The 20,730-nt window shown below is 65.2% G+C and carries 15 protein-coding genes; 8 read left to right on the forward strand and 7 right to left on the reverse strand.

The features are described 5' to 3' along the window. Nucleotides 1–675, reverse strand: coding sequence for a fumarylacetoacetate hydrolase family protein (locus tag AC1ME3_RS10685; protein ID WP_480953122.1), 675 nt, complete (start codon nt 673–675; stop codon nt 1–3). Between the two features lie 106 nt (nt 676–781). Between AC1ME3_RS10685 and AC1ME3_RS10690 the strand changes: the two genes are divergently transcribed. Next, nucleotides 782–1,876 carry a catalase family protein gene (locus AC1ME3_RS10690; protein WP_480953123.1) on the forward strand — a complete coding sequence of 365 codons (1,095 nt, stop codon included), beginning with the start codon at nt 782–784 and terminating at the stop codon, nt 1,874–1,876. Nucleotide 1,877: 1 nt separating this feature from the next. After that, the gene (locus AC1ME3_RS10695) at nt 1,878–2,663 is read left to right on the forward strand and encodes a metallophosphoesterase family protein (protein WP_480953124.1); all 786 of its coding nucleotides are present in this window, start codon (nt 1,878–1,880) and stop codon (nt 2,661–2,663) included. A gap of 143 nt (nt 2,664–2,806) precedes the next feature. On the opposite strand, the gene AC1ME3_RS10700 is transcribed toward AC1ME3_RS10695, so the two are convergent. Further along, complete coding sequence (locus tag AC1ME3_RS10700) at nt 2,807–3,595, reverse strand: hypothetical protein (protein ID WP_480953125.1); 789 nt, start codon at nt 3,593–3,595, stop codon at nt 2,807–2,809. 217 nt (nt 3,596–3,812) lie between these two features. Beyond that, nucleotides 3,813–4,694, reverse strand: a complete 882-nt coding sequence (locus AC1ME3_RS10705) for an acyl-CoA desaturase (RefSeq protein WP_480953126.1) — start codon at nt 4,692–4,694, stop codon at nt 3,813–3,815. Nucleotides 4,695–4,801: 107 nt separating this feature from the next. Between AC1ME3_RS10705 and AC1ME3_RS10710 the strand changes: the two genes are divergently transcribed. Then, on the forward strand, nt 4,802–5,119 hold the full coding sequence (locus AC1ME3_RS10710; RefSeq protein ID WP_480953127.1) for a metalloregulator ArsR/SmtB family transcription factor: 318 nt from the start codon (nt 4,802–4,804) through the stop codon (nt 5,117–5,119). Nucleotides 5,120–5,391: 272 nt separating this feature from the next. Here AC1ME3_RS10710 and rpoC read toward each other — a convergent pair whose 3' ends face one another. Beyond that, nucleotides 5,392–9,678 (reverse strand): DNA-directed RNA polymerase subunit beta', encoded by a 4,287-nt coding sequence (gene rpoC, locus AC1ME3_RS10715; protein ID WP_056060318.1) that lies wholly within the window; start codon nt 9,676–9,678, stop codon nt 5,392–5,394. 169 nt (nt 9,679–9,847) lie between these two features. Next, a complete protein-coding gene (gene rpoB, locus AC1ME3_RS10720; protein WP_056051380.1) occupies nt 9,848–14,002 on the reverse strand; it encodes a DNA-directed RNA polymerase subunit beta in 4,155 nt (1,384 codons plus the stop codon). A gap of 379 nt (nt 14,003–14,381) precedes the next feature. Here rpoB and AC1ME3_RS10725 point away from each other — a divergent pair, with 379 nt between their 5' ends. Further along, nucleotides 14,382–14,864, forward strand: a complete 483-nt coding sequence (locus AC1ME3_RS10725) for a hemerythrin domain-containing protein (protein ID WP_480953128.1) — start codon at nt 14,382–14,384, stop codon at nt 14,862–14,864. A gap of 243 nt (nt 14,865–15,107) precedes the next feature. Here AC1ME3_RS10725 and AC1ME3_RS10730 read toward each other — a convergent pair whose 3' ends face one another. After that, nucleotides 15,108–15,854, reverse strand: coding sequence for a M15 family metallopeptidase (locus AC1ME3_RS10730; RefSeq protein WP_480953129.1), 747 nt, complete (start codon nt 15,852–15,854; stop codon nt 15,108–15,110). A gap of 48 nt (nt 15,855–15,902) precedes the next feature. Here AC1ME3_RS10730 and AC1ME3_RS10735 point away from each other — a divergent pair, with 48 nt between their 5' ends. From AC1ME3_RS10735 to AC1ME3_RS10750, 4 genes are all read left to right on the forward strand, one after another. Further along, entirely contained in the window at nt 15,903–16,619 is a 717-nt protein-coding gene (locus tag AC1ME3_RS10735; RefSeq protein ID WP_480953130.1) for an RluA family pseudouridine synthase, read from the forward strand. A gap of 21 nt (nt 16,620–16,640) precedes the next feature. Further along, nucleotides 16,641–17,066 carry an alternative ribosome rescue aminoacyl-tRNA hydrolase ArfB gene (arfB, locus tag AC1ME3_RS10740; RefSeq protein ID WP_093399511.1) on the forward strand — a complete coding sequence of 142 codons (426 nt, stop codon included), beginning with the start codon at nt 16,641–16,643 and terminating at the stop codon, nt 17,064–17,066. 246 nt (nt 17,067–17,312) lie between these two features. After that, nucleotides 17,313–17,807 carry a GAF domain-containing protein gene (locus AC1ME3_RS10745; RefSeq protein WP_480953131.1) on the forward strand — a complete coding sequence of 165 codons (495 nt, stop codon included), beginning with the start codon at nt 17,313–17,315 and terminating at the stop codon, nt 17,805–17,807. A gap of 126 nt (nt 17,808–17,933) precedes the next feature. Beyond that, nucleotides 17,934–19,052, forward strand: a complete 1,119-nt coding sequence (locus tag AC1ME3_RS10750) for an RcnB family protein (RefSeq protein WP_480953132.1) — start codon at nt 17,934–17,936, stop codon at nt 19,050–19,052. 18 nt (nt 19,053–19,070) lie between these two features. Here the strand turns inward: AC1ME3_RS10750 and AC1ME3_RS10755 are convergent, their stop codons facing one another. Further along, nucleotides 19,071–20,495 (reverse strand): hypothetical protein, encoded by a 1,425-nt coding sequence (locus AC1ME3_RS10755; protein WP_480953133.1) that lies wholly within the window; start codon nt 20,493–20,495, stop codon nt 19,071–19,073. Nucleotides 20,496–20,730: the final 235 nt, after the last annotated feature.

Below are 20,730 nucleotides of genomic sequence, written 5' to 3' on the forward strand. Positions count from 1 at the left end.
TCAGTCGGCGAATGTCACCACAAGCGTTTCGAAACCGTCGATCGTGGCGTGCACGGTCTGTCCGCGTCGGATCGGGCCGACGCCGGCGGGGGTGCCGGTGAAGATCAAATCGCCAGGGGCCAGCTCGACGAAGGTGGACAGCGTCGCGATGATCTCGGGCACGCTCCAGATCATCATCGAGAGGTCGCCGGACTGGCGCGTCTTGCCGTCGATAGCGAGCGCGATGCTGCCCTTGGTCGCGGGGATCCCCGACGTGATGGCAGCGACGGGGGCGGAGCGATCGAAGCCCTTCGCCATGTCCCACGGGCGCCCGGCCTTCTTTGCCGCCGCCTGGAGATCGCGCCGCGTCAGGTCGATGCCGACGCCAGCGCCGAAGATCGTCGCGGCAGCATCCTCGACCGCGATATCCTTGCCACCCGTGCCGAGCGCGATCACGAGTTCGACTTCGTGATGCAGGTCTTCGGTCTTGGGCGGGAAGGGCAGCGTGCTGCCGTTCGCGACGACCGCGTCGGCGGGCTTGGAGAAGAAGAACGGCTCCTGGCGATCAGGATCGGAGCCCATCTCGCGGGCGTGATCGGCATAGTTCTGGCCGACGCAGAAGATCCGGCGAACGGGGAAGCGGTCGGACGTGCCGACGATGGCGACGGACGGCGCGATGATCGTGGGGATGTGCATGATGGCTCCTCTAACAGTTTCATCACGCACTGGCGCCAGGTTTGCAACGAAAGCGGAACGTCCACCGGTTCAACGGGTTACCGATGCGTACCAAGAGGAGATACCCATGCCTAGCAACCAGCCCGTCCGTTTCGATCCGTCCGTCGAAACGATCGCTCCCGACGAGCAGGAGACTTTGCAGGGCATGAAGGACTCGTTCCAGGATATCCTGGAGACGACATCGCAGGACTACGGCCACGCGGTCCGCTCGGTCCATGCCAAGGCCCATGGCATCGCGCGCGGTACGTTCACGATCGCCGACAATCTTCCGCCCGAACTCGCGCAGGGCATCTTCGCGACGCCCGGCCGCCACGAGGCGATCATCCGCATCTCGACCAACGCCGGCGATATCCTCGACGACAGCATCAGCCTGCCACGTGGTCTTGCGTTGAAGATCCTTGACGTCGACGGCGCGCGCCTGCCGGGGTCGGAAGGCGACACGACGCAGGACTTCATCATGGTCAACGGCCCGGCCTTCTCTGCGGCGGACCCCAAGGCCTTCGCCAAGAACCTGAAGCTCCTGTCGAAGACGACCGACCGCTTCGAGGGCGTGAAGAAGGCAATGTCGGCCACCTTCCGCGTCGTCGAGTCCGCGCTCGAGGCGGTCGGCGGCCAGTCGGCGACGCTGACCACGCTTGGCGGTGCCAAGCCCGTCCATCCGCTTGGCGAGACCTATTATTCGCAGACGCCGTTCCGCTTCGGCGACTATATCGCGAAGGTCGCGCTGTTCCCGGTATCGCCCGAACTGACGCGACTGACCGGCGATCTGGTCGACATTACCGCGCGTCCGGATGCACTGCGCGAAGTCGTCCGCGAGGAACTCGTCGAGCATGGCGGCAAGTGGGAGTTCCGCGTGCAGCTGAACACCGATCTCGAAAAAATGCCGATCGAGGACGCCTCGGCGGTCTGGGACGAGGCGGAGAGCCCGTTCGTGACGGTCGCGACGCTCGAAGTGCCGGCGCAGTTGTCGTGGGAACAGGGCGTCACCGATCGTACCGACGACGCACTGTCGTACAGCATCTGGCACGGCATCACCGCGCATCAGCCGCTCGGCGGCGTGAACCGCACGCGCAAGGACACGTACAAGCAGTCGGCGGACTTCCGTGGCCAGTTCAACGGCTGCCCGATGCACGAGCCGGCCAAGCTGTCCGAACTCGCCTGACATGACGGGTATGGGGGGTGCTGGATTGAAGCTGTTCCACGTCAGCGACGTGCATTTCGGCGCGGAGGACCCGGCGGCGATCGCCTGGTTCTCCGAACGCGTCGCGGACGAGAAGCCGGACGCGGTCATCATGACCGGCGATCTGACGATGCGCGCGACGAAGGACGAGTTCCAGCGGGGTGGCGATTGGCTGCGGTCGCTCGGCGTGCCGGTGACGCTGGAGGTCGGCAATCACGACATCCCCTATTACTGGGACCCGTTCCGGCGGCTGTTCGCGCCGTACCAGCGTTATGCCGCGGTCGAGCAGATGATCGAGAAGCCGTTGGAGCTTCCAGGTGTCACGGTCGTGCCGCTCAAGACGACCGCTCGGGCGCAGTGGCGGTGGAATTGGTCGAAGGGGCGTGTGAGCCCCGGTTCGCTAAAGCGCGCGCTAGCTATGATCGCGAATGTGCCGAAGGGTAACCTGATCCTCATCGGTGCGCATCACCCTCTGATCGAGGGGGGGACGACGGGGACGGCCAAAACGCGCAACGGCGACGAGGCGCTGACGGCGTTGGCCGAGGCCGGCGCGCATGCCGTGTTGTCGGGTCACGTCCACGACCCGTTTGACGTGCCGGTCGAGCGGGCCGGGCGAATCATTCGGATGATTGGTGCCGGCACGCTGTCGAAGCGGACGCGCGGCAGCCCGCCTGCGTTCAACGAGATCCGTGTCCAGGGCGGGCAGTTCGAGACGCTGGCTCGGACGCTGTCCGACGAGGCGAAGCACTCGATCACGAGCGCCGTGTGATCTTGTCATCCTCCCCCGCAAGGGGGAGGTGGCTGGCGCTTGCCAGACGGAGGGGGAGGTAAGCGCCGACCGCTGTTCCGTGTCCTCCCCCTCCGTCACCTTCGGTGCCACCTCCCCCTGGCGGGGGAGAATTATAGTCTTGCCTAGTCCGCTGCCTTGCCGGAATTGAACTCGATATCGATTTCCACCCATCCGCCGAGGATCTGCTTCCCGCCAACGCGCGGCGGCCGAACCCGAAACTGCCACGCAGCCTGCCGCATCGCGCGCGCGAGCCCCGAACCAACCGGCGACTCGCTGAGCGCTCGGCAATTCTCGACCTGGTAATTCGCGATCATCCGGCAGGCGATCTTCGCCCAGCTGTTCGGCGGCGGGGCGCTCTTCAGGTAACCGTTGAGTTCGGCGTCGGTCGGGCGACGATACCATTCGACCTTGTACAGCCGCTCGCCACCCGGGCCTTCGCCGGGGCCGTAGGCCGAACCGCTGTCCTTGCCCTTGCCCGCACCGCTGCCACCGTCCCCGCCGGCGAGCTGGTCGTCGGGGTGCGACGGCATCTTGGAGATATCGGCCGCATCGAACATCTCCATCCCGCCGAGCATCTTGATCGGCAACGGTGGCGGCGACTTCGGCGGGGCAGGAGGCGCCTGTGCGGACGGGACCCTTGGTGCCGCGCGCTGCGGCGAACCACCGCTGGCACGCTTCTGCTTGGTCGGCGACGGCGTACGCTTCTCGGGCGTAGGCGCAGTCTGATCGGGGGCGATCTGGAAGGTGACCGGCTCGCGGCGTTCCTCGGGCTTCGAGGTCACCGATGGCGCCAGTCGCAGCAGCAGCAGCAGGATCAGGACATGCGCGATGACGGTCAGCACGAACGCGCCGCTGCGCCGTCGGGTCGAACCGCGCGTCTCGATCGACGAAGGATGGTACGCCGACCGCATCGGCAGCCCGCCTAGCCGCGTGACACCTGCTCGGCAACCGCTCGCCGCCATGTGACGAAGACTTCATGCGCCGGGATCGGCGTCGCCGCGAGCGCTAGCGCATGAGAGGTAGCGAAAGAACCCGCGTGTCCTGCTTGGATACCGGTTGCCATCCTGCCTTCGGCACGACCGACGCGCTTACGGGAATGCATCACCGCGCGCTGCCTGCGACCGATCATCAGTCAAGGTCAACTCGGCGCAATCCGTCCCTCGGCACCAGCATCCAAGGTTCCTTCAACCCGGACACCAGTCCCGTTCGCCGCAGCGCCAGCAGCACCCACCAGCCAGGATCGTGTTGCCCTGGTTCAAGACCGAGTCGGGCAGACTCAGGCCATGCATGGTGATTACCATGCCAGGCTTCGCCAAACGTGATGAGCGCCGCAGCGGGCAGGTCATGCCCTTGAACGGCAACGCCATCGATGCTCCATCCCTGGGGACCATTACGATGCGTGATGTGGCCGACCAGCCAGTGGCCCGTGACGCCGACCGCGATACGCACCGGTACGCCCCAGATCAGCCAGGGTAGCCCACCCGCCCACAGAAACAGCAGTGCCCATGGGAGCTGTTGCGCCATCCATGTGCGTTCGAGGAGACGCAGCACGCCATCGTCACGCAGGCGTGGCTCAAGTTCGAAGCGAGGCGGGTGCGTGAGATCGAGTCGACAATGCATTTGCCACCAGGCGTCGCGCAGCAACGATGCCCGATGTGCATGCAGATCGTGGCATTCCGCCTGCCGTTGCGCCCAGTCCCGTGTGTCGTGCATCCGCACCATACCGAGCGGCCCGGCCATACCGACCAACGTGCCCAGGTAGGCTAGCACTCGTTCGAACCAGCGTGGCGCGTCGAGACTGCGGTGGATCAGCAGCCTGTGCAACCCAATCGAATGACCGAGGCAGAGCGTGACCGCCGAGGTGCCGAGCCAGAGCAACACCGCCCCCGGCGTGACGTATAGTGGCGCCAGCAACAGCGTGCAGCATATCATGCCGCCGATCCAGAGCGAGCGCATCGGCGCCCATCGTACTTCACCCTGCCGGGCATTGCTGAGCGGCAAGGCGGTCATGCGGGCGGTAGACAGACAGGCCATCGATCATCCTTCGGTAATTAGGTATATGCCTAATTGAAGAGTTCGATTTGTCAATGCTTAGCTCATTGCCTAAATGCTGTGTCATGCAGCGTGTATTCGAAGCCTTGTCGTCATCCGTGCGACGTAAAATCCTTGCCTATCTTGCCCATGCGGAACTAAGCGCGGGTGACATCGCCTCGCGTTTCGCCATGTCGAAACCATCGATTTCGCAGCACTTATCAATCCTGGAAGCGGCTGGCCTGGTCGTCAGCGAGAAGCGTGGTCAGTTCGTCTTCTACCGGCTTGTGCCGGAAAGCCTCGCGAATACGCTCAACGGCTTTGTCCAAGAGGTTTGCCCGGTTTCACGCCCGCTGAAACGTGAGAGCGCGACGTTGGCCCGCGAGGCGGAAGACGAACGCTGATTTGACCGGTCTAGCGGGTGCAGAACCGTCAATTTCGCTTCAGCCGGGCAACCAGGAAGTTCGGTCGCTGCCTTCAAGCAGAATTTAATGCGCCTCGCGTCTGGCTGATGCCACCATTTCTCACGATCCGGTGACGCGGTAGCGGTTTGGCGATCCATTCGAATGCGTCCGAAACGGGGATCGCTCCGCCCCAAAACGAAAAAGGCCGCCGCCCGGTATCCCGGACGGCGGCCTTATTCTTAGTCAGCGCGCAAGGCGTCTGACGAAACCGATTACTCGGTCTCGTTCAGATACTCGCCGGCATCCGCGTCGGTGCCGGTGCCCGAGGTGACGACTGCTGCGAGCGGATCCTCACCCGTGCCGCCTGCATCACGCGGCGAGCGCGCGAGTTCGGCGGCGTGCTCGTCGGCAGCCGACATCGGTGCCACGATCGACACCTCCGCCATCTTGCGCTGCTGGACGCGCATCGCGGCGTCGCGGCTGTTGGCCACGACACGCAGGCGGTTGAGGCCTGCACCGGTGCCTGCCGGGATGAGCCGGCCGACGATCACGTTCTCCTTCAGGCCCATCAGCATGTCCTGCTTACCCTGGACCGCTGCCTCGGTGAGGACGCGGGTGGTCTCCTGGAACGATGCCGCCGAGATGAAGCTGCGGGTCTGCAGCGACGCCTTGGTGATGCCGAGCAGGATGGGCTTGCCCTGTGCGCGGGTCTGCTTCTTCTCGAGCTTCTCGTTGGTCGCGTCCATTTCCTCGCGATCGACCTGCTCGCCCTTCAGCAGCGTGGTGTCGCCGCCGTCGGTGATCTCGACCTTCTGCAGCATCTGACGAACGATCGTCTCGATGTGCTTGTCGTTGATCTTCACGCCCTGGAGACGATAGACCTCCTGGATTTCCGACACGAGATACTCGGCGAGGGGTTCGATGCCCATCGTCTCGAGGATGTCGTGCGGATCGGGCGAGCCGCCGATCAGGTTGTCGCCGCGCTTGACGTAATCGCCTTCCTGGACGTCGATCACCTTCGACTTCGGCACCAGATACTCGACGACGTCGCCGCCATCCTCGGGCTGGATGCCGATCTTGCGCTTCGCCTTATAGTCCTTGCCGAACACGACGCGGCCCGAGATCTTGGCGATGATCGCCGAGTCCTTGGGGATACGTGCCTCGAACAGCTCGGCAACACGCGGCAGACCACCGGTGATGTCGCGAGTCTTGGCGCTCTCGCGGCTGACGCGGGCCACGACGTCGCCGCCGAACACCTGTGCGCCATCCTCGACCGACAAGGTCGCGCCGATCGCCAGCATGTAACGACCGGTCTCGCCCGACGTCTCGTCGAGCAAGGTCATGCGCGGACGCAGATCCTCCTTCGACTTGGTCGCCGCACGATATTCGATCACGACGCGCTGGGCGATGCCCGTGGCTTCGTCGGTCTGCTCGGTGAGCGTCTTGCCCTCGATCAGGTCGACATACTTGATCGTGCCAGGGTTCTCCGTGATCACCGGCATGGTGAACGGATCCCACTCGGCCATCCGATCGCCGCGCGACACGATGTGACCATCGTCGAACAGCACGTACGCACCGTAGGGGATGCGATCGACTGAGAGCTCGCGGCCGTCCATGTCGACGATCGCGATTTCGCCCGAGCGGCTGAGCACCACGCGACGGCCACGCTGGTCGACGATGATACGCAGATCGCGGAACTGCACCGTACCGTCGGCATGCGCCTCGAGGTTCGACGTTTCGTTGAGCTGCGCCGCACCACCGATGTGGAACGTACGCATCGTCAGCTGCGTGCCGGGCTCACCGATCGACTGCGCGGCGATGACGCCGACAGCTTCACCGATGTTGACCGGCGTACCGCGGGCGAGATCGCGCCCGTAGCACTTGCCGCAGACGCCGATCTTCGACTCGCAGACCAGTGGGCTGCGGATCTTGCACGACTGCGTGCCGAGGCCTTCGATCGTCGTGATCATCGGCTCGTCGAGCAGCGTGCCCGACGGGATGACGACCTTGCCGGTCTTCGGATCGACGATGTCCTCCGCGGTCGTACGACCGAGGATGCGCTCGCCGAGGCTTGCGATCGTCGAACCACCCTGAAGAATGGCCTTCATCTCCAGAGCGCGGGTCGTGCCGCAATCCGGTTCGATGATGACGCAATCCTGCGACACGTCGACCAGACGACGGGTCAGGTAGCCCGAGTTCGCGGTCTTCAACGCCGTATCCGCGAGGCCCTTGCGAGCGCCGTGGGTCGAGTTGAAGTACTCAAGGACGGTCAGGCCTTCCTTGAAGTTCGAGATGATCGGCGTTTCGATGATCTCGCCCGACGGCTTGGCCATGAGGCCACGCATGCCGGCAAGCTGCTTGATCTGCGCCTGCGAACCACGAGCACCCGAGTGGGCCATCATGTAGATCGAGTTGATCGGCTTTTCACGGCCGGTCTCCTCGTCGACCTTCACCGCACGGATCTCGTCCATCATGGCGTTCGCGACCTGGTCGCCGCAACGGCTCCAGGCGTCGATCACCTTGTTGTACTTCTCCTGCTGCGTGATCAGGCCGTCCTGATACTGCTGCTCGAAGTCCTTCACGAGCGCCTTGGTGTCGTCGACCAGACCAACCTTGGCGTCCGGAATGATCATGTCGTCCTTGCCGAACGAGATGCCGGCACGGAACGCGTGACGGAAGCCGAGCGACATGATCGCGTCGGCGAACAGCACGGTCTCCTTCTGGCCGGTGTGACGATAGACCTCGTCGATCACGTCGCCCACGTCCTTCTTGGTGAGGAGGCGGTTGACGGTGTCGAACGGCACCTTGTGACTGTGCGGCAGGCACTCGCCGAGCAGCATGCGGCCCGGGGTCGTCTCGTACCGCTTGAGGTACTGCTTGCCCTTCTCATCGGTCTGCGGAACGCGGCTGATGACCTTGGTGTGCAGCGTGACCGCCTGGGCGTTCAGCGCCTGGTGCACTTCGGCCATGTCACCGAGCAGCATCCCCTGGCCCGGCTCGTTCTCCTTCATCATCGACAGATAATAGAGACCGAGGACCATATCCTGCGACGGAACGATGATCGGCTTGCCGTTGGCGGGCGACAGGATGTTGTTCGTCGACATCATCAGGACGCGCGCTTCGAGCTGGGCCTCGAGGCTCAGCGGGACGTGCACGGCCATCTGATCGCCGTCGAAATCGGCGTTGAACGCGGAGCAGACCAGCGGGTGAAGCTGGATCGCCTTGCCCTCGATCAGAACCGGCTCGAACGCCTGGATGCCGAGACGGTGAAGCGTCGGCGCACGGTTCAGCATGACCGGATGCTCGCGGATCACCTCGTCCAGGATGTCCCAGACTTCCTTGCGCTCCTTCTCGACCCACTTCTTCGCCTGCTTCAGGGTCATCGACAGACCCTTCGCATCGAGACGTGCGTAGATGAACGGCTTGAACAGCTCGAGCGCCATCTTCTTCGGCAGGCCGCACTGGTGCAGCTTCAGCTCAGGCCCGGTCACGATGACCGAACGACCCGAATAGTCGACGCGCTTGCCGAGCAGATTCTGACGGAAGCGGCCCTGCTTGCCCTTGAGCATGTCGGACAGCGACTTCAGCGGACGCTTGTTGGCACCCGTGATCGTGCGACCGCGGCGACCATTGTCGAACAATGCGTCGACGGCCTCCTGGAGCATGCGCTTCTCGTTGCGGACGATGATGTCCGGCGCACGAAGCTCCATCAAACGCTTGAGACGATTATTGCGGTTGATCACGCGGCGATACAGATCGTTCAGATCCGACGTCGCGAAACGGCCACCGTCCAGCGGCACCAGCGGGCGCAGCTCGGGCGGGATGACCGGAACGACCTCGAGGATCATCCACTCCGGGCGGTTGCCCGAATCGATGAAGCTCTCGACGACCTTCAGGCGCTTGATGATCTTCTTGGGCTTCAGCTCGGACTTGGTGACCGCGAGCTCTTCGAGCAGCGCGGTACGCTCACCGACGAGGTCGAGCGATTCGAGCATGATGCGGACCGCTTCGGCACCGATACCGGCCGAGAACGCGTCCTCGCCATACTGGTCCTGCGCGTCGAGGAGCTCGTCCTCGGTCATCAGCTGGTACTTCTCGAGCGGGGTCAGGCCCGGCTCGATGACGATGTACGCCTCGAAGTACAGCACGCGCTCGAGCTGCTTCAGCTGCATGTCGAGCAGCAGGCCGATGCGCGATGGCAGCGACTTCAGGAACCAGATGTGCGCGACCGGGGCGGCGAGCTCGATATGGCCCATTCGTTCGCGGCGGACCTTCGAGACGGTAACCTCGACGCCGCACTTCTCGCAGACGATGCCCTTGTACTTCATGCGCTTGTACTTGCCGCACAGGCACTCGTAGTCCTTGATCGGACCGAAGATGCGCGCGCAGAACAGGCCGTCACGCTCGGGCTTGAACGTGCGATAGTTGATGGTCTCGGGCTTCTTGATCTCGCCGAACGACCACGAACGGATCTTGTCCGGGGACGCGATGCCGATCTGGATCTGGTCGAACGTCTCGGTCTTGGCGACCGGATTGGCGAAGGGGGTCATCTCGTTCATGAGCTGTCCTTAGGAAAAATCTTCCCCCCTACCGCGTGCGGGAGGGGGAGGGGCCCAGCCTCTTCAGGCTGGGAGGGGGTGGGCGCCCGGCATCGACGTCGCGCTTCGCTGCCGGCCGGGAGCCCACCCCTCGGTCCCCTCCCGCGAGCGGGAGGGGAGGGCAAAGGAACTACTCCGCCGCGATCTGGATGCCGTCGCTGTCGAAGCCAGGCTCCGACTGCTTCAGGTCCACATTCAGGCCGAGCGAGCGCATTTCCTTGACGAGCACGTTGAAGCTCTCCGGGATGCCGGCCTCGAACGTGTCGTCGCCCTTGACGATCGCCTCGTAGACCTTGGTGCGGCCGACCACGTCGTCCGACTTCACCGTCAGCATTTCCTGCAAGGTGTACGCCGCGCCGTAGGCCTGGAGCGCCCAGACCTCCATCTCGCCGAAGCGCTGCCCACCGAACTGCGCCTTACCACCGAGCGGCTGCTGCGTGACCAGCGAGTACGGCCCGATCGACCGTGCGTGGATCTTGTCGTCAACCAGATGGTGGAGCTTCAGCATGTAGATGTAGCCCACCGTCACCTTGCGATCGAACTGATCGCCGGTGCGGCCGTCGAACAGGTCCGACTGACCCGACGTGTCGAGGCCCGCCAGCGCCAGCATCGCCGAGACATCGGCTTCGCGGGCACCATCGAACACCGGCGTCGCCATCGGCACGCCGCCCTTCAGGTTCTTGGCCAGCTCGACGATCTCGTCACCCGTGCGGGCGTCGATCTCGGCGTGATACTGCTCGCCGTACACCGTCTTGAGGCGATCGCGGACCGCCTCGGGCATCGCACCCGGCTTGGCGTCCGGATTCTCTTCGCGCCACGTCTCGAGAGCCGCGGTGATCGACTGACCCAGGCCACGTGCGGCCCAGCCCAGATGCGTCTCAAAAATCTGCCCGACGTTCATGCGCGACGGCACGCCCAGCGGGTTGAGCACGATATCGACCGGCGTACCGTCGGCGAGGAACGGCATGTCCTCCGCCGGCAGAATGCGGCTGATGACGCCCTTGTTGCCGTGACGGCCGGCCATCTTGTCGCCCGGCTGCAGCTTGCGCTTCACCGCGACGAACACCTTGACCATCTTCAGCACGCCCGGCGACAGCTCGTCACCACGCTCCAGCTTCTCGCGACGATCGTGGAACTTGTCCGTGATCAGCTTGGCTGCATCGTCATACTGGATCTTGACCGCTTCCAGATCGCTCTGGACCTTGTCGTCGGCGACCGCGAACTTCCACCACTCGTGGCGGTCGACGCTGTCGAGCAGATCCATGTCGATCACGACGCCCTTCTTGACGCCCTTCGGCGCCGAGGTGGCGGTCTGGTCGAGCAGCATCTCGCGAAGACGCGACCAGGTCGCACGGTTCAGGATCGAACGCTCGTCGTCCGAATCCTTCTTCAAGCGCTCGATCTCCTCGCGCTCGATCGCCATCGCGCGCTCGTCCTTGTCGATGCCGTGACGGTTGAAGACGCGAACGTCGACGACCGTACCCGACACGCCCGGCGGCAGGCGAAGCGACGTATCGCGTACGTCGCTGGCCTTCTCGCCGAAGATCGCACGGAGAAGCTTCTCCTCCGGCGTCATCGGCGATTCACCCTTCGGCGTGATCTTGCCGGCGAGGATATCGCCCGGCTCGACCTCTGCACCGATGTATACGATGCCCGCTTCGTCGAGGTTGCGAAGCGCTTCCTCGCCGACGTTCGGGATGTCGCGCGTGATGTCCTCTGGCCCAAGCTTCGTGTCGCGAGCCATCACCTCGAACTCGTCGATATGGATCGACGTGAACACGTCGTCCTTCACGATCCGCTCGGAGATCAGGATCGAATCCTCGTAGTTGTAGCCGTTCCACGGCATGAACGCGACGAGGCTGTTGCGACCCAGCGCCAGCTCGCCGAACTCGGTCGACGGGCCGTCGGCGAGCACGTCGCCTGCACGAACCGCATCGCCCACCTTCACCAGCGGACGCTGGTTGATGCAGGTCGACTGGTTCGAGCGCTGGAACTTCATCAGCGTGTAGATGTCGACGCCCGACTTGCCGGCATCGATCTCGCCGGTCGCCCGGATCACGATACGCGCCGCGTCGACCTGGTCGACGATGCCCGCGCGCTTGGCCGAGATTGCTGCACCCGAGTCACGCGCAACCGTCTCTTCCATGCCGGTGCCGACGAACGGCGCCTCGGCCTGGACGAGCGGCACGGCCTGACGCTGCATGTTCGAGCCCATCAGTGCGCGGTTGGCGTCATCGTTTTCCAGGAACGGAATGAGCGATGCGGCGACCGAGACGAGCTGCTTGGGGCTGACGTCCATCAGCGTGATGTTGTCGGGCAGCGCCATCAGGAATTCGCCAGCCTGACGCGACGACACCAGCTCCTCGACGAAGCCGTTCGACGAATCGAGCTCGGCGTTAGCCTGCGCGATCGTGTGCTTGGCCTCTTCCATCGCCGACAGGTACACGACGTCGTCGGTTACTTTGTGGTCGACGACCTTGCGGTATGGCGTCTCGATGAAGCCGTACTTGTTGACGCGGCTGAACGACGCGAGGCTGTTGATCAGACCGATGTTCGGGCCTTCCGGCGTCTCGATCGGGCAGATGCGGCCATAATGCGTCGGATGAACGTCGCGGACTTCGAAGCCGGCGCGCTCACGCGTCAGACCACCTGGTCCAAGTGCCGACACGCGACGCTTGTGGGTGACTTCCGACAGCGGGTTGGTCTGATCCATGAACTGCGACAGCTGCGACGAGCCGAAGAATTCGCGGACCGCGGCAACCGCAGGCTTCGCGTTGATCAGGTCGTTCGGCATGACGGTCGAGACGTCGACCGACGACATGCGCTCCTTCACGGCGCGCTCCATGCGGAGCAGGCCGACGCGGTACTGGTTCTCGAGCAGCTCGCCGACCGAACGGACACGACGGTTACCGAGGTTGTCGATATCGTCGATTTCGCCCTTGCCGTCCTTGAGGTTCACGAGCGTCTTGATGACCTCGAGAATGTCCTCGGTGCGCAGCGTCGTCACAGTGTCTTCGACGTCGAGGTCGAGACGCATGTTGAGCTTCACGCGACCAACGGCCGACAGGTCGTAGCGGTCCGGATCGAAGAACAGACCCGAGAACAATGCCTCGGCCGTCTCCAGCGTCGGCGGCTCGCCGGGACGCATCACGCGGTAAATGTCGCTGAGCGCCTGCTCGCGCTCCTCGGCCTTGTCGACCTTGAGCGTGTTGCGGATCCACGGACCCGTTGCGACGTGATCGATGTCGAGCAGGTCGAGGCGCTCGATGCCTGCCTGGTCGAGCAGTTCGAGGTTCTCGGCGGTCACTTCGTCACCGGCTTCGATGTAGATACGGCCGGTCGACTCGTCGATCAGGTCATATGCCGAATAGCGGCCGAAGATTTCCTCGGTCGGGATCAGCAGGTCGGTGAGACCATCCTTGAACGCCTTGTTGGCAGCGCGTGGGCTGATCTTCTGGCCGTTCGGGAACACGACTTCGCCGGTCTTCGCATCGACGATGTCGAACATCGGCTTCTGGCCACGCCAGTTCTCGACCTGGAACGGAACGATCCAGCCACCCTGGCCGCGGACGAACGTCACGCGGTTGTAGAAATAGTTGAGGATCTCTTCCGACGTCATGCCGAGCGCGTAGAGCAGCGCCGTGACGGGCAGCTTGCGCTTGCGATCGATGCGGACGTTGACGATGTCCTTCGCGTCGAATTCGAAATCGAGCCACGAACCGCGATACGGGATCACGCGCGCTGCGAACAGGTACTTGCCCGATGCGTGCGTCTTGCCGCGATCGTGATCGAATAGCACGCCCGGCGAACGGTGCATCTGGCTGACGATGACGCGCTCGGTGCCGTTGATGAAGAACGTGCCGTTCTCGGTCATGAGCGGCATGTCGCCCATGTACACGTCCTGCTCCTTGATATCGATGACCGACTTGGCCTCGGTATCGGGATCGACCTCGAACGCGGTCAGACGCAGCGTGACGCGCATCGGCGCGGCGTAGGTGATCCCGCGCTGGCGGCATTCCTCGACGTCGAACTTCGGTGGCTCAAGGACGTAGTCGTCGAAATCGAGATAGGCGGTGCCGGCGAAATCCTGGATCGGGAACACGCTGCGCAGCGTCTTCTCGAGACCCGAAACGTGACCGATCGACTTGTCGGAGCGCAGGAACTGCTCGTAGCTCTCGCGCTGGACTTCGATCAGGTTCGGCATCTGCACGACTTCGTGGATGTTGCCGAAAACCTTGCGGATACGGCGCTTTGCAGTGCCGTGTTCGATCGCCTTGGATGCCATAGGTTTATTTTGCCCTATAAAAACTGATCGGGTCAGCCGAAAATTCGTGCTCGGGAACCCCCGAGCGGGACGCACGTTCACGCAAAAAGGCCGCGCGCATCAGGTGCGGCGGCTCTCAGCGTATGAAACCTCGGTATCCAATACGATCGACACGCTGCGCGACGGCATGTCATTTCCCGGATGCTGTGGTGAAAGGCGGATATAGGCGCGGCACGGCGTGATGTCAAAGGGGCCCGCGTCAAACGGTCGTTTCGACACGGTCGCTCTGCCGGAAATACTATAGATACCAGGTGCTGGCCGACGCTATCTGCATCCCTGACACGATGTAATGCGTATTTCCAGTATCACCGGGTGGCCCTCGCAAGGAGTAGGCGGCGTCATGAACGACAGGATCGCAGTGCGGACAGTATCCGACCAGGATCGCGCGAACTGGACACGGCTGATCGACGATCACGAGAAGATCGCCGGGCAGTGCGCCGATCTCGTCCTGCTCGCTAGGCAACCGAGCACCCAGAGCGCGCTCGCCTCGCGCAAGCTGATCGAACTTGCCGTTACAGTCGCCGATCACCTTGGCGTCGAGGACGAGGTCATCGATCGCACCGTCGTGGCGATGGAGGCGCATTGCTCGGCCGATGCGATCGCGATGATGGAAGAGGACCTCGACATCCTCCGCTCGGACTGGAAGGCGTTCATCGGCCGCTGGCTGCCGACGATTTCGCCCAAGGACTGGGCTGCGTTCGGCGTGCAGGCGGAGTCGATGCTCGATCGGTTGGCGCATCAGGTGAAGCTGGAGACCGAGCTTCTGTACGACCACGCGTTGCGCGATGGCGTGGTGCGTCCGGGTGGGCTGGTGCTGCACTGAGGAGGGTGGGGCAGCCAATCCGAACGCATTCCCAGTCTCCTCCCCAACAAAGCTACCACCCCGGCGAAGGCCGGGGCCCAGTCGGAAAGGTCGCAGTAACGAAGCGCTGCCTGTCGTCAGCAACGTTCTCCAACTGGGCCCCGGCCTCCGCCGGGGTGGTGCTACTCAAGGGCAGGGGGTGCACTGAGTTGCGGCAATGAATTGACTCGATCCGCCCCCGCCAGGGGGAGGATCGGAAGAGCGTTACCGCCGCTTCTTCTTCGAAGGCACGACCACCACCGGCGCCACCGGCACCGGCGGTTGCACGGTAACCTTCACCACCAGCGGCAAAACCCCCGGATCCGCCGGATACTCCCGCCGAGCCCGCGCAAACACGAACCGCGCCTTTGCTGCCCCCGGCGCACTCTCGCTCGCGCCGACCCAGCGCCAATGCCACGGCTCCCACTTCACATGCTGCTTGTTCCCACCGGGAAAGCTCTGCTCGAACCCGAACCGCGGCGCGTTCAGCCGCAGCCAACGTGCGGCAGGAGTCGCAGCCATGCACGCCTCCGCATCGGGACACCCGTTCGCCGGACGCACCGCGAAATCCAGCGCGTAGCCGGTCGAATGCTCGCTATACCCCGGCGGCGCGACCGAGATCGCGCGGTCGGCCGGACTGCTCGTTTCGCCGCGACAGAAGACGCTGCGTTGGCGCGCGATCGACCGCTGGCACGACAGCGCACGAAGCTGGCCCATCACCGACGGATCGCCCTGCGCCGCCGCGAACAGCCGCAACAGGTCGGGCAATATGTCGGCGCGTACCACGCAAGGATTGCCCACCGAATACGCCGACGGCAGCGTCACCAGTTCGCTCTCGGGCGCGTCGCCGTACGGCAAATGCCCGAACGCGCGACCGTCCGGCGCGATCGCCGCGCTCTGCCCCTCGCACAATTGTGCTTCCGCGATCGTGGGGGCGAACAGGAGCGCGAGGGCCAGCGTGCGGTGCAACATCGACGCGGGCTCTGGCACGCAGGCGCTAATGATGGCAAGGGCGGCGCCATGCATGGTGAACGCGTACTCTTCCTCGACGGCGAGGCCCTGGTGATCGACAAGCCCGCAGGGCTGCCGGTCGATCCGCCCCGCGATGGCTCGCTGAGCCTCGAAAATCATCTTGAAAGCCTGAAGTTCGGCTTCCAGCGCTGGCCGAAGGCGGTGCACCGGCTCGACCGCGACACGAGCGGCTGTCTCCTCCTCTCGCGCAACCCCAAGGCGCATGCTCGGTTGCAGCAGGCGTTCGAGCAGGGCCTCGTGTCGAAGCGCTACGTCGCGCTGCTCGATGGCGTTGTCGAGGGCACGTCCGGCCTGATCGAGATGGCGCTCGGCAAGGTCAGCACGGCCGAGACCGGCTGGCGGATGGTCGAGGACCCCGAGGGCAAGAAGTCACGCACCAACTGGCGCGTGCTGGAGATCAAGGACGGGCGTTCGCTCGTCGAGTTCCTGCCCGAGACCGGCCGCACGCACCAGATCCGCGTCCACGCCGCGAGCGGCCTCGGTGCGCCGGTGGTCGGCGACGGCGTCTACGGCAAGGCGGACGGGCTCGGCATGATGCTCCACGCGCAACGCCTGATCGTGCCGCGCCCGGGCAAGCCCGACGTGCTCGCCGAAGCGCCGCTGCCCGAGCGGTTCGCCAAGGCCGGTTTCGCGGACGAAGCGACTTCGGTTGCCAATGCCGCACCGGTTGCCGAAGTCACGACGCCCGACTCTACCGACGACTGAGCGGGCTGAGGGCAGGGGCTGATGGTCGCGATCCCGATCACGCGATCGATCTCGATCGACGACAGCGAGCTGATCGAGAGCACGACGCGCTCGGGTGGTCCCGGCGGCCAGCACGTCAACACAACCGATAGCGCGGTGATCCTGCGCTTCGACGTCGGCCTCTCACCCGGCCTGCCGCTGGCGGTGAAAAACCGCATCGCCGTGCTCGCCGGATCGCGTCTCACGCGTGACGGCGTGCTGGTGCTGCGGAGCGAAGGCTCGCGGTCGCAACTGCTCAACCGCCAGGAAGTCCGCGAGCGGCTGGTCGCGCTGATCAAGGAGGCGACGATCGTCCCCAAGGCACGCCGCGCGACCAAGCCGTCCAAGGCGGCGAAGGCGCGGCGGGTCGATACGAAGAAGGTGCGCAGCGGGGTGAAGGCGGGGCGCGGCAAGGTCCGCGACGACTGAGCGGGCCATGCCTATGAGCGTCTCGGTAACCTCGCAATCCTCCCCCGCCAGGGGGAGGTGGCTGGCGCTAGCCAGACGGAGGGGGAGGCACGCGATGTCGGGTGTTCCGTGTCCTCCCCCTCCGTCGCCTGCGGCGCCACCTCCCCCTGGCGGGGGAGGATCGCCACATTGCCGCTGCGTCACCCCAGCTTCTGCTGGGTGACGGATTTGGGGGAGCGTTAGCTGCCTCTCAATCAAGGAAGACAGATGTACCAGTTCGATATCGCCGCCGGCACCAAGGCCGATCTCTACCGCGACCTGCTCGCCGCACTCGACGCGCTGACCGCGGACGAGACCGACCCGATCGCCAACATGGCCAACGCAGCCGCGCTCGTGTGGGAGTATCTCCCCGACCTTAACTGGGCGGGGTTCTACCGGCTGGTGCCCGATGCGCAGGGGGGCGAACTCGTGCTCGGCCCGTTCCAGGGCAAGGTCGCCTGCATCCGCATCCCGGTCGGCAAGGGCGTCTGCGGGGCCGCCGCCGCGACGCTGAAGACGCAACTGGTCGAGGACGTCCATGCCTTCCCCGGCCACATCGCCTGCGATGCCGCCAGCCGCTCCGAACTGGTGGTGCCGGTGACGAAGGACGGCATGCTGATCGCAGTGCTCGACCTCGACAGCCCCGAACCCGCGCGGTTCGATGCCGAGGACGCGGCAGGGTGCGAGGCGCTGGCGGCATTGCTCGCCGAGCGGTTGATCTAAGACCGGTCCGACGCGCCCCGTTTCGGGACAGCACGCCTTCTGGCGACTCCCCCGCACACTTGGTAAGCAACGCGGTAAGATATCCGGCGTTTGCGCTGGATCGGGTGGCAAACCAGGGAGACGGACATGCGGAGGCTTTTGATCGCGAGCGCGGGGCTGGTGTTGGCAGGCGGTGTCGCGGACGCGCAACGTCCCGGCGCAAGCTATCCCGCCCCTGGCACTGCGATGCAGGCGCCGATGGCCCGTCCCGGCCGTCCTGGTCCGATCGCCGCGCAGATGCCCGTCGTGCAGGCGCCGACCCGGCCGGTCGCTGCGCCGCGGTCCTCGCGCTGGGGCAGCAAGATCGGCGGGCGCTGGTGGGCGGGTGCCAATGCCCCCGGCGGCTGGGCCGGCTATCGCCGCCCGCATCGCGGCTGGGCCGTGCCCGCCTATTGGAATGCACCGCGTTTCTACGTCGGCGACTGGTCGAACTACGGCCTCGCACAGCCACCGCAGGGCTATAACTGGGCGCGCTACTATGACGACGCCGTGCTGATCGACGCGCGCGGGTCGGTCTACGACACGACAAGCGACATCGACTGGGATCGGGCCGGCGGTGGCGGCTATGTCGCAGTCGATCCACGCGCCTATGCGCGCAACGACAATGTCTATGCGAGCCCGAGCGACCGCGGCTACGTCCAGCCCAACGCAGATCGTCCGGCGCCACGCCGTGACACGGGTCTGGGTGGCGCCGCGATTGGCGCGGTCGCGGGCGGCGTCGCCGGCAACGTCATCGGCGGCCGTGGCAATCGCCTCGGCGGGACGTTGATCGGTGCAGGAGTCGGTGCCGCGGCCGGCTATGCGATCGACAAGGCCGAAGATCGCGGTCGCCGAGCACCGCCGCCACCGGTTCGGGGTTATGGCGCCGGCTATGCACCGCCGCCTGCCTACGTAGCGGATGCGGACAATTATGCCCCGGACTATGCCCCGGACTATGCCGCGCCGTCCTATGCGGCCGACTATCCGCCACCACAGCCGTCCTATGATGCCGGATACTCGCAACCCGGTCGCTATACCGTGGCACCGGGCGGCACCTGGACATCGCCCGACGGCGTTACGACGGTGACGACGACCAGTGGTCAGGCGTATCCTGCCGGTTCGACGACCGTGATCGTGCAATCCGTGCCGGTGACCACGACCACCACCACGACCGAATATTACGACACTGTGTCCCGTCCGCGCCGGACGGTGCGCCGGCGGCGCTGACCTGCGGCTTGCGGGCCCTCAGCCGAGCATGCCTGCGTAGGTCTGCGGTGGCTGAGGCAGCATGACGCGTGCCGCAATGCCGCTAGCAACGACTAGAACGAGTACGCTCAGGCCGATCGCGAGTATATTTCGAGGCGGCGGGCGATCGGCGAGCAGTACGGCCGCCACCGCGGTCGCGATCATCGGCCACAAGTGATAGCGCAGGTCGGACGCGATGCTCAGGACCGCGAAGCTCGCCTCGAGCGCCAGTGCGGACACGAGCAACGCAGTGGCTAGATCGCGGACCGAATCGCGTGGACGCGACAGGCTCACGGCAAGCGCGGCGATCGCGACGACGATCCAGGCGATCGGCCAGCCGAGCGGCGTCTCGACGACGACCGCGGTCAGTGCCTCCCACGCGCGTGCGCCGACGCCGGGATTGGCGAGCCCGAGCGTGTTCGGCTCGGACGCGGCAGGCGGTGCTGCGCTCGGCCAGTGGAACGGGACCAACCAGCGGTCGGTCGAGTTCAGGTGCGCGAGGCGGTGTCCGGCATAGGCGATCGGATGATGCAGCGCCGCCGACGCAAGCGCGACGTACAGCGCCCCGGTCGGCAGCGCGCGCAGCCGCGCCATCGTCGTCCCGCAATGTGCCTCGTCGCCGAGCGGATCCCAAAAGAACGGCTTCGCGCAACCCCGGGCGACCACGGTCGCCGCCTCTGACTGCGTGAGGCCGGTGGTGTCGCTCGTCGGGACGCGCGCGGCGATGCCGGCAAGGTCGTAGAGCGCCTGCGTAGCCTCGACGCCGCTAGGTTGCGCGCGGAGCAGGCGGTGGTTCATGACAGGCGCGATGCCAAGCACGAGCACCACTGCAATGAGGCCGGTTGCAAGCTTTGCTACAGGGTGGATCGGGCGCGGGGCGAGGGTCACGAGCAGGGGGACGACGATGAAGACGGCGTTCGCGCGGACAAGCACGGCGTAGGCGAGCAGCAGCGCCACCGGAACCAACATCGCACCGGGCAGCGGACGGCGCGCAAGCCGCCACCAGCCGATGATCCCGACTGCGGCGAGCAGTGCACCGGCGAGTTGCGCGTCCTTGAGCACGACGCCCTGCCAGCCGAGGAAGGGCGGGATGAGGCCGATCGCGAGGATTGCCACAGCGCTGCGGGAACGCCCGAGCCGGGCTAGCGCGGCCGCGATCAACCCGAGGCCTAGCCAGTATGTGGCGAGTTGCAGGACCAGCATCGGCGTCGCGCCGGGGCCGAACGCCGCGAGCAGCGCCCAGACGCGCGCCATCGCCGGCGGATGCCAGTCGTCGTACGCCCCCGACAGGACCTGCCGATATTGCGCGACAGTATCGTACATCGCGGTACCCGGCCAGAACAGCGCGAGCGAGGCGATGCACAGCGCGGCTGCGGCTATGGCGATGTAGCGCTGTTGGGGGCGAGCGGCAGGTTCGATCGACATTCGCGGGTCCTGCACGTTGAGGTCTTAGCCGCGAGATCCTTCCAGCCCGATCTGATGGCTGGCGCGACCTTTCGGTGCGTCACGCGCGACGGTCAAGAGAGATGGGGCCGAAACGGGATAGTTTGCCCGGATCGGTCGATCGGCCGGATATCGCTGGTACAGGGCCGCTAGCATGCCTGCCATCACACGTCGTCATCCTGACGAAAGTCAGGATCCAGAGTTACAAAGGGCTGCG

It is taken from the genome of Sphingomonas sp. BL2 (assembly GCF_056680015.1).

Coding starts and splice junctions, on each gene's coding strand:
- AC1ME3_RS10685 (WP_480953122.1), bottom strand. CDS start 675: ATGCACATCCCCACGATCATCGCGCCGTCCGTCGCCATCGTCGGCACG.
- AC1ME3_RS10690 (WP_480953123.1), top strand. CDS start 782: ATGCCTAGCAACCAGCCCGTCCGTTTCGATCCGTCCGTCGAAACGATC.
- AC1ME3_RS10695 (WP_480953124.1), top strand. CDS start 1,878: ATGACGGGTATGGGGGGTGCTGGATTGAAGCTGTTCCACGTCAGCGAC.
- AC1ME3_RS10700 (WP_480953125.1), bottom strand. CDS start 3,595: ATGCGGTCGGCGTACCATCCTTCGTCGATCGAGACGCGCGGTTCGACC.
- AC1ME3_RS10705 (WP_480953126.1), bottom strand. CDS start 4,694: ATGACCGCCTTGCCGCTCAGCAATGCCCGGCAGGGTGAAGTACGATGG.
- AC1ME3_RS10710 (WP_480953127.1), top strand. CDS start 4,802: ATGCAGCGTGTATTCGAAGCCTTGTCGTCATCCGTGCGACGTAAAATC.
- rpoC (WP_056060318.1), bottom strand. CDS start 9,678: ATGAACGAGATGACCCCCTTCGCCAATCCGGTCGCCAAGACCGAGACG.
- rpoB (WP_056051380.1), bottom strand. CDS start 14,002: ATGGCATCCAAGGCGATCGAACACGGCACTGCAAAGCGCCGTATCCGC.
- AC1ME3_RS10725 (WP_480953128.1), top strand. CDS start 14,382: ATGAACGACAGGATCGCAGTGCGGACAGTATCCGACCAGGATCGCGCG.
- AC1ME3_RS10730 (WP_480953129.1), bottom strand. CDS start 15,854: ATGTTGCACCGCACGCTGGCCCTCGCGCTCCTGTTCGCCCCCACGATC.
- AC1ME3_RS10735 (WP_480953130.1), top strand. CDS start 15,903: ATGCATGGTGAACGCGTACTCTTCCTCGACGGCGAGGCCCTGGTGATC.
- arfB (WP_093399511.1), top strand. CDS start 16,641: ATGGTCGCGATCCCGATCACGCGATCGATCTCGATCGACGACAGCGAG.
- AC1ME3_RS10745 (WP_480953131.1), top strand. CDS start 17,313: ATGTACCAGTTCGATATCGCCGCCGGCACCAAGGCCGATCTCTACCGC.
- AC1ME3_RS10750 (WP_480953132.1), top strand. CDS start 17,934: ATGCGGAGGCTTTTGATCGCGAGCGCGGGGCTGGTGTTGGCAGGCGGT.
- AC1ME3_RS10755 (WP_480953133.1), bottom strand. CDS start 20,495: ATGTCGATCGAACCTGCCGCTCGCCCCCAACAGCGCTACATCGCCATA.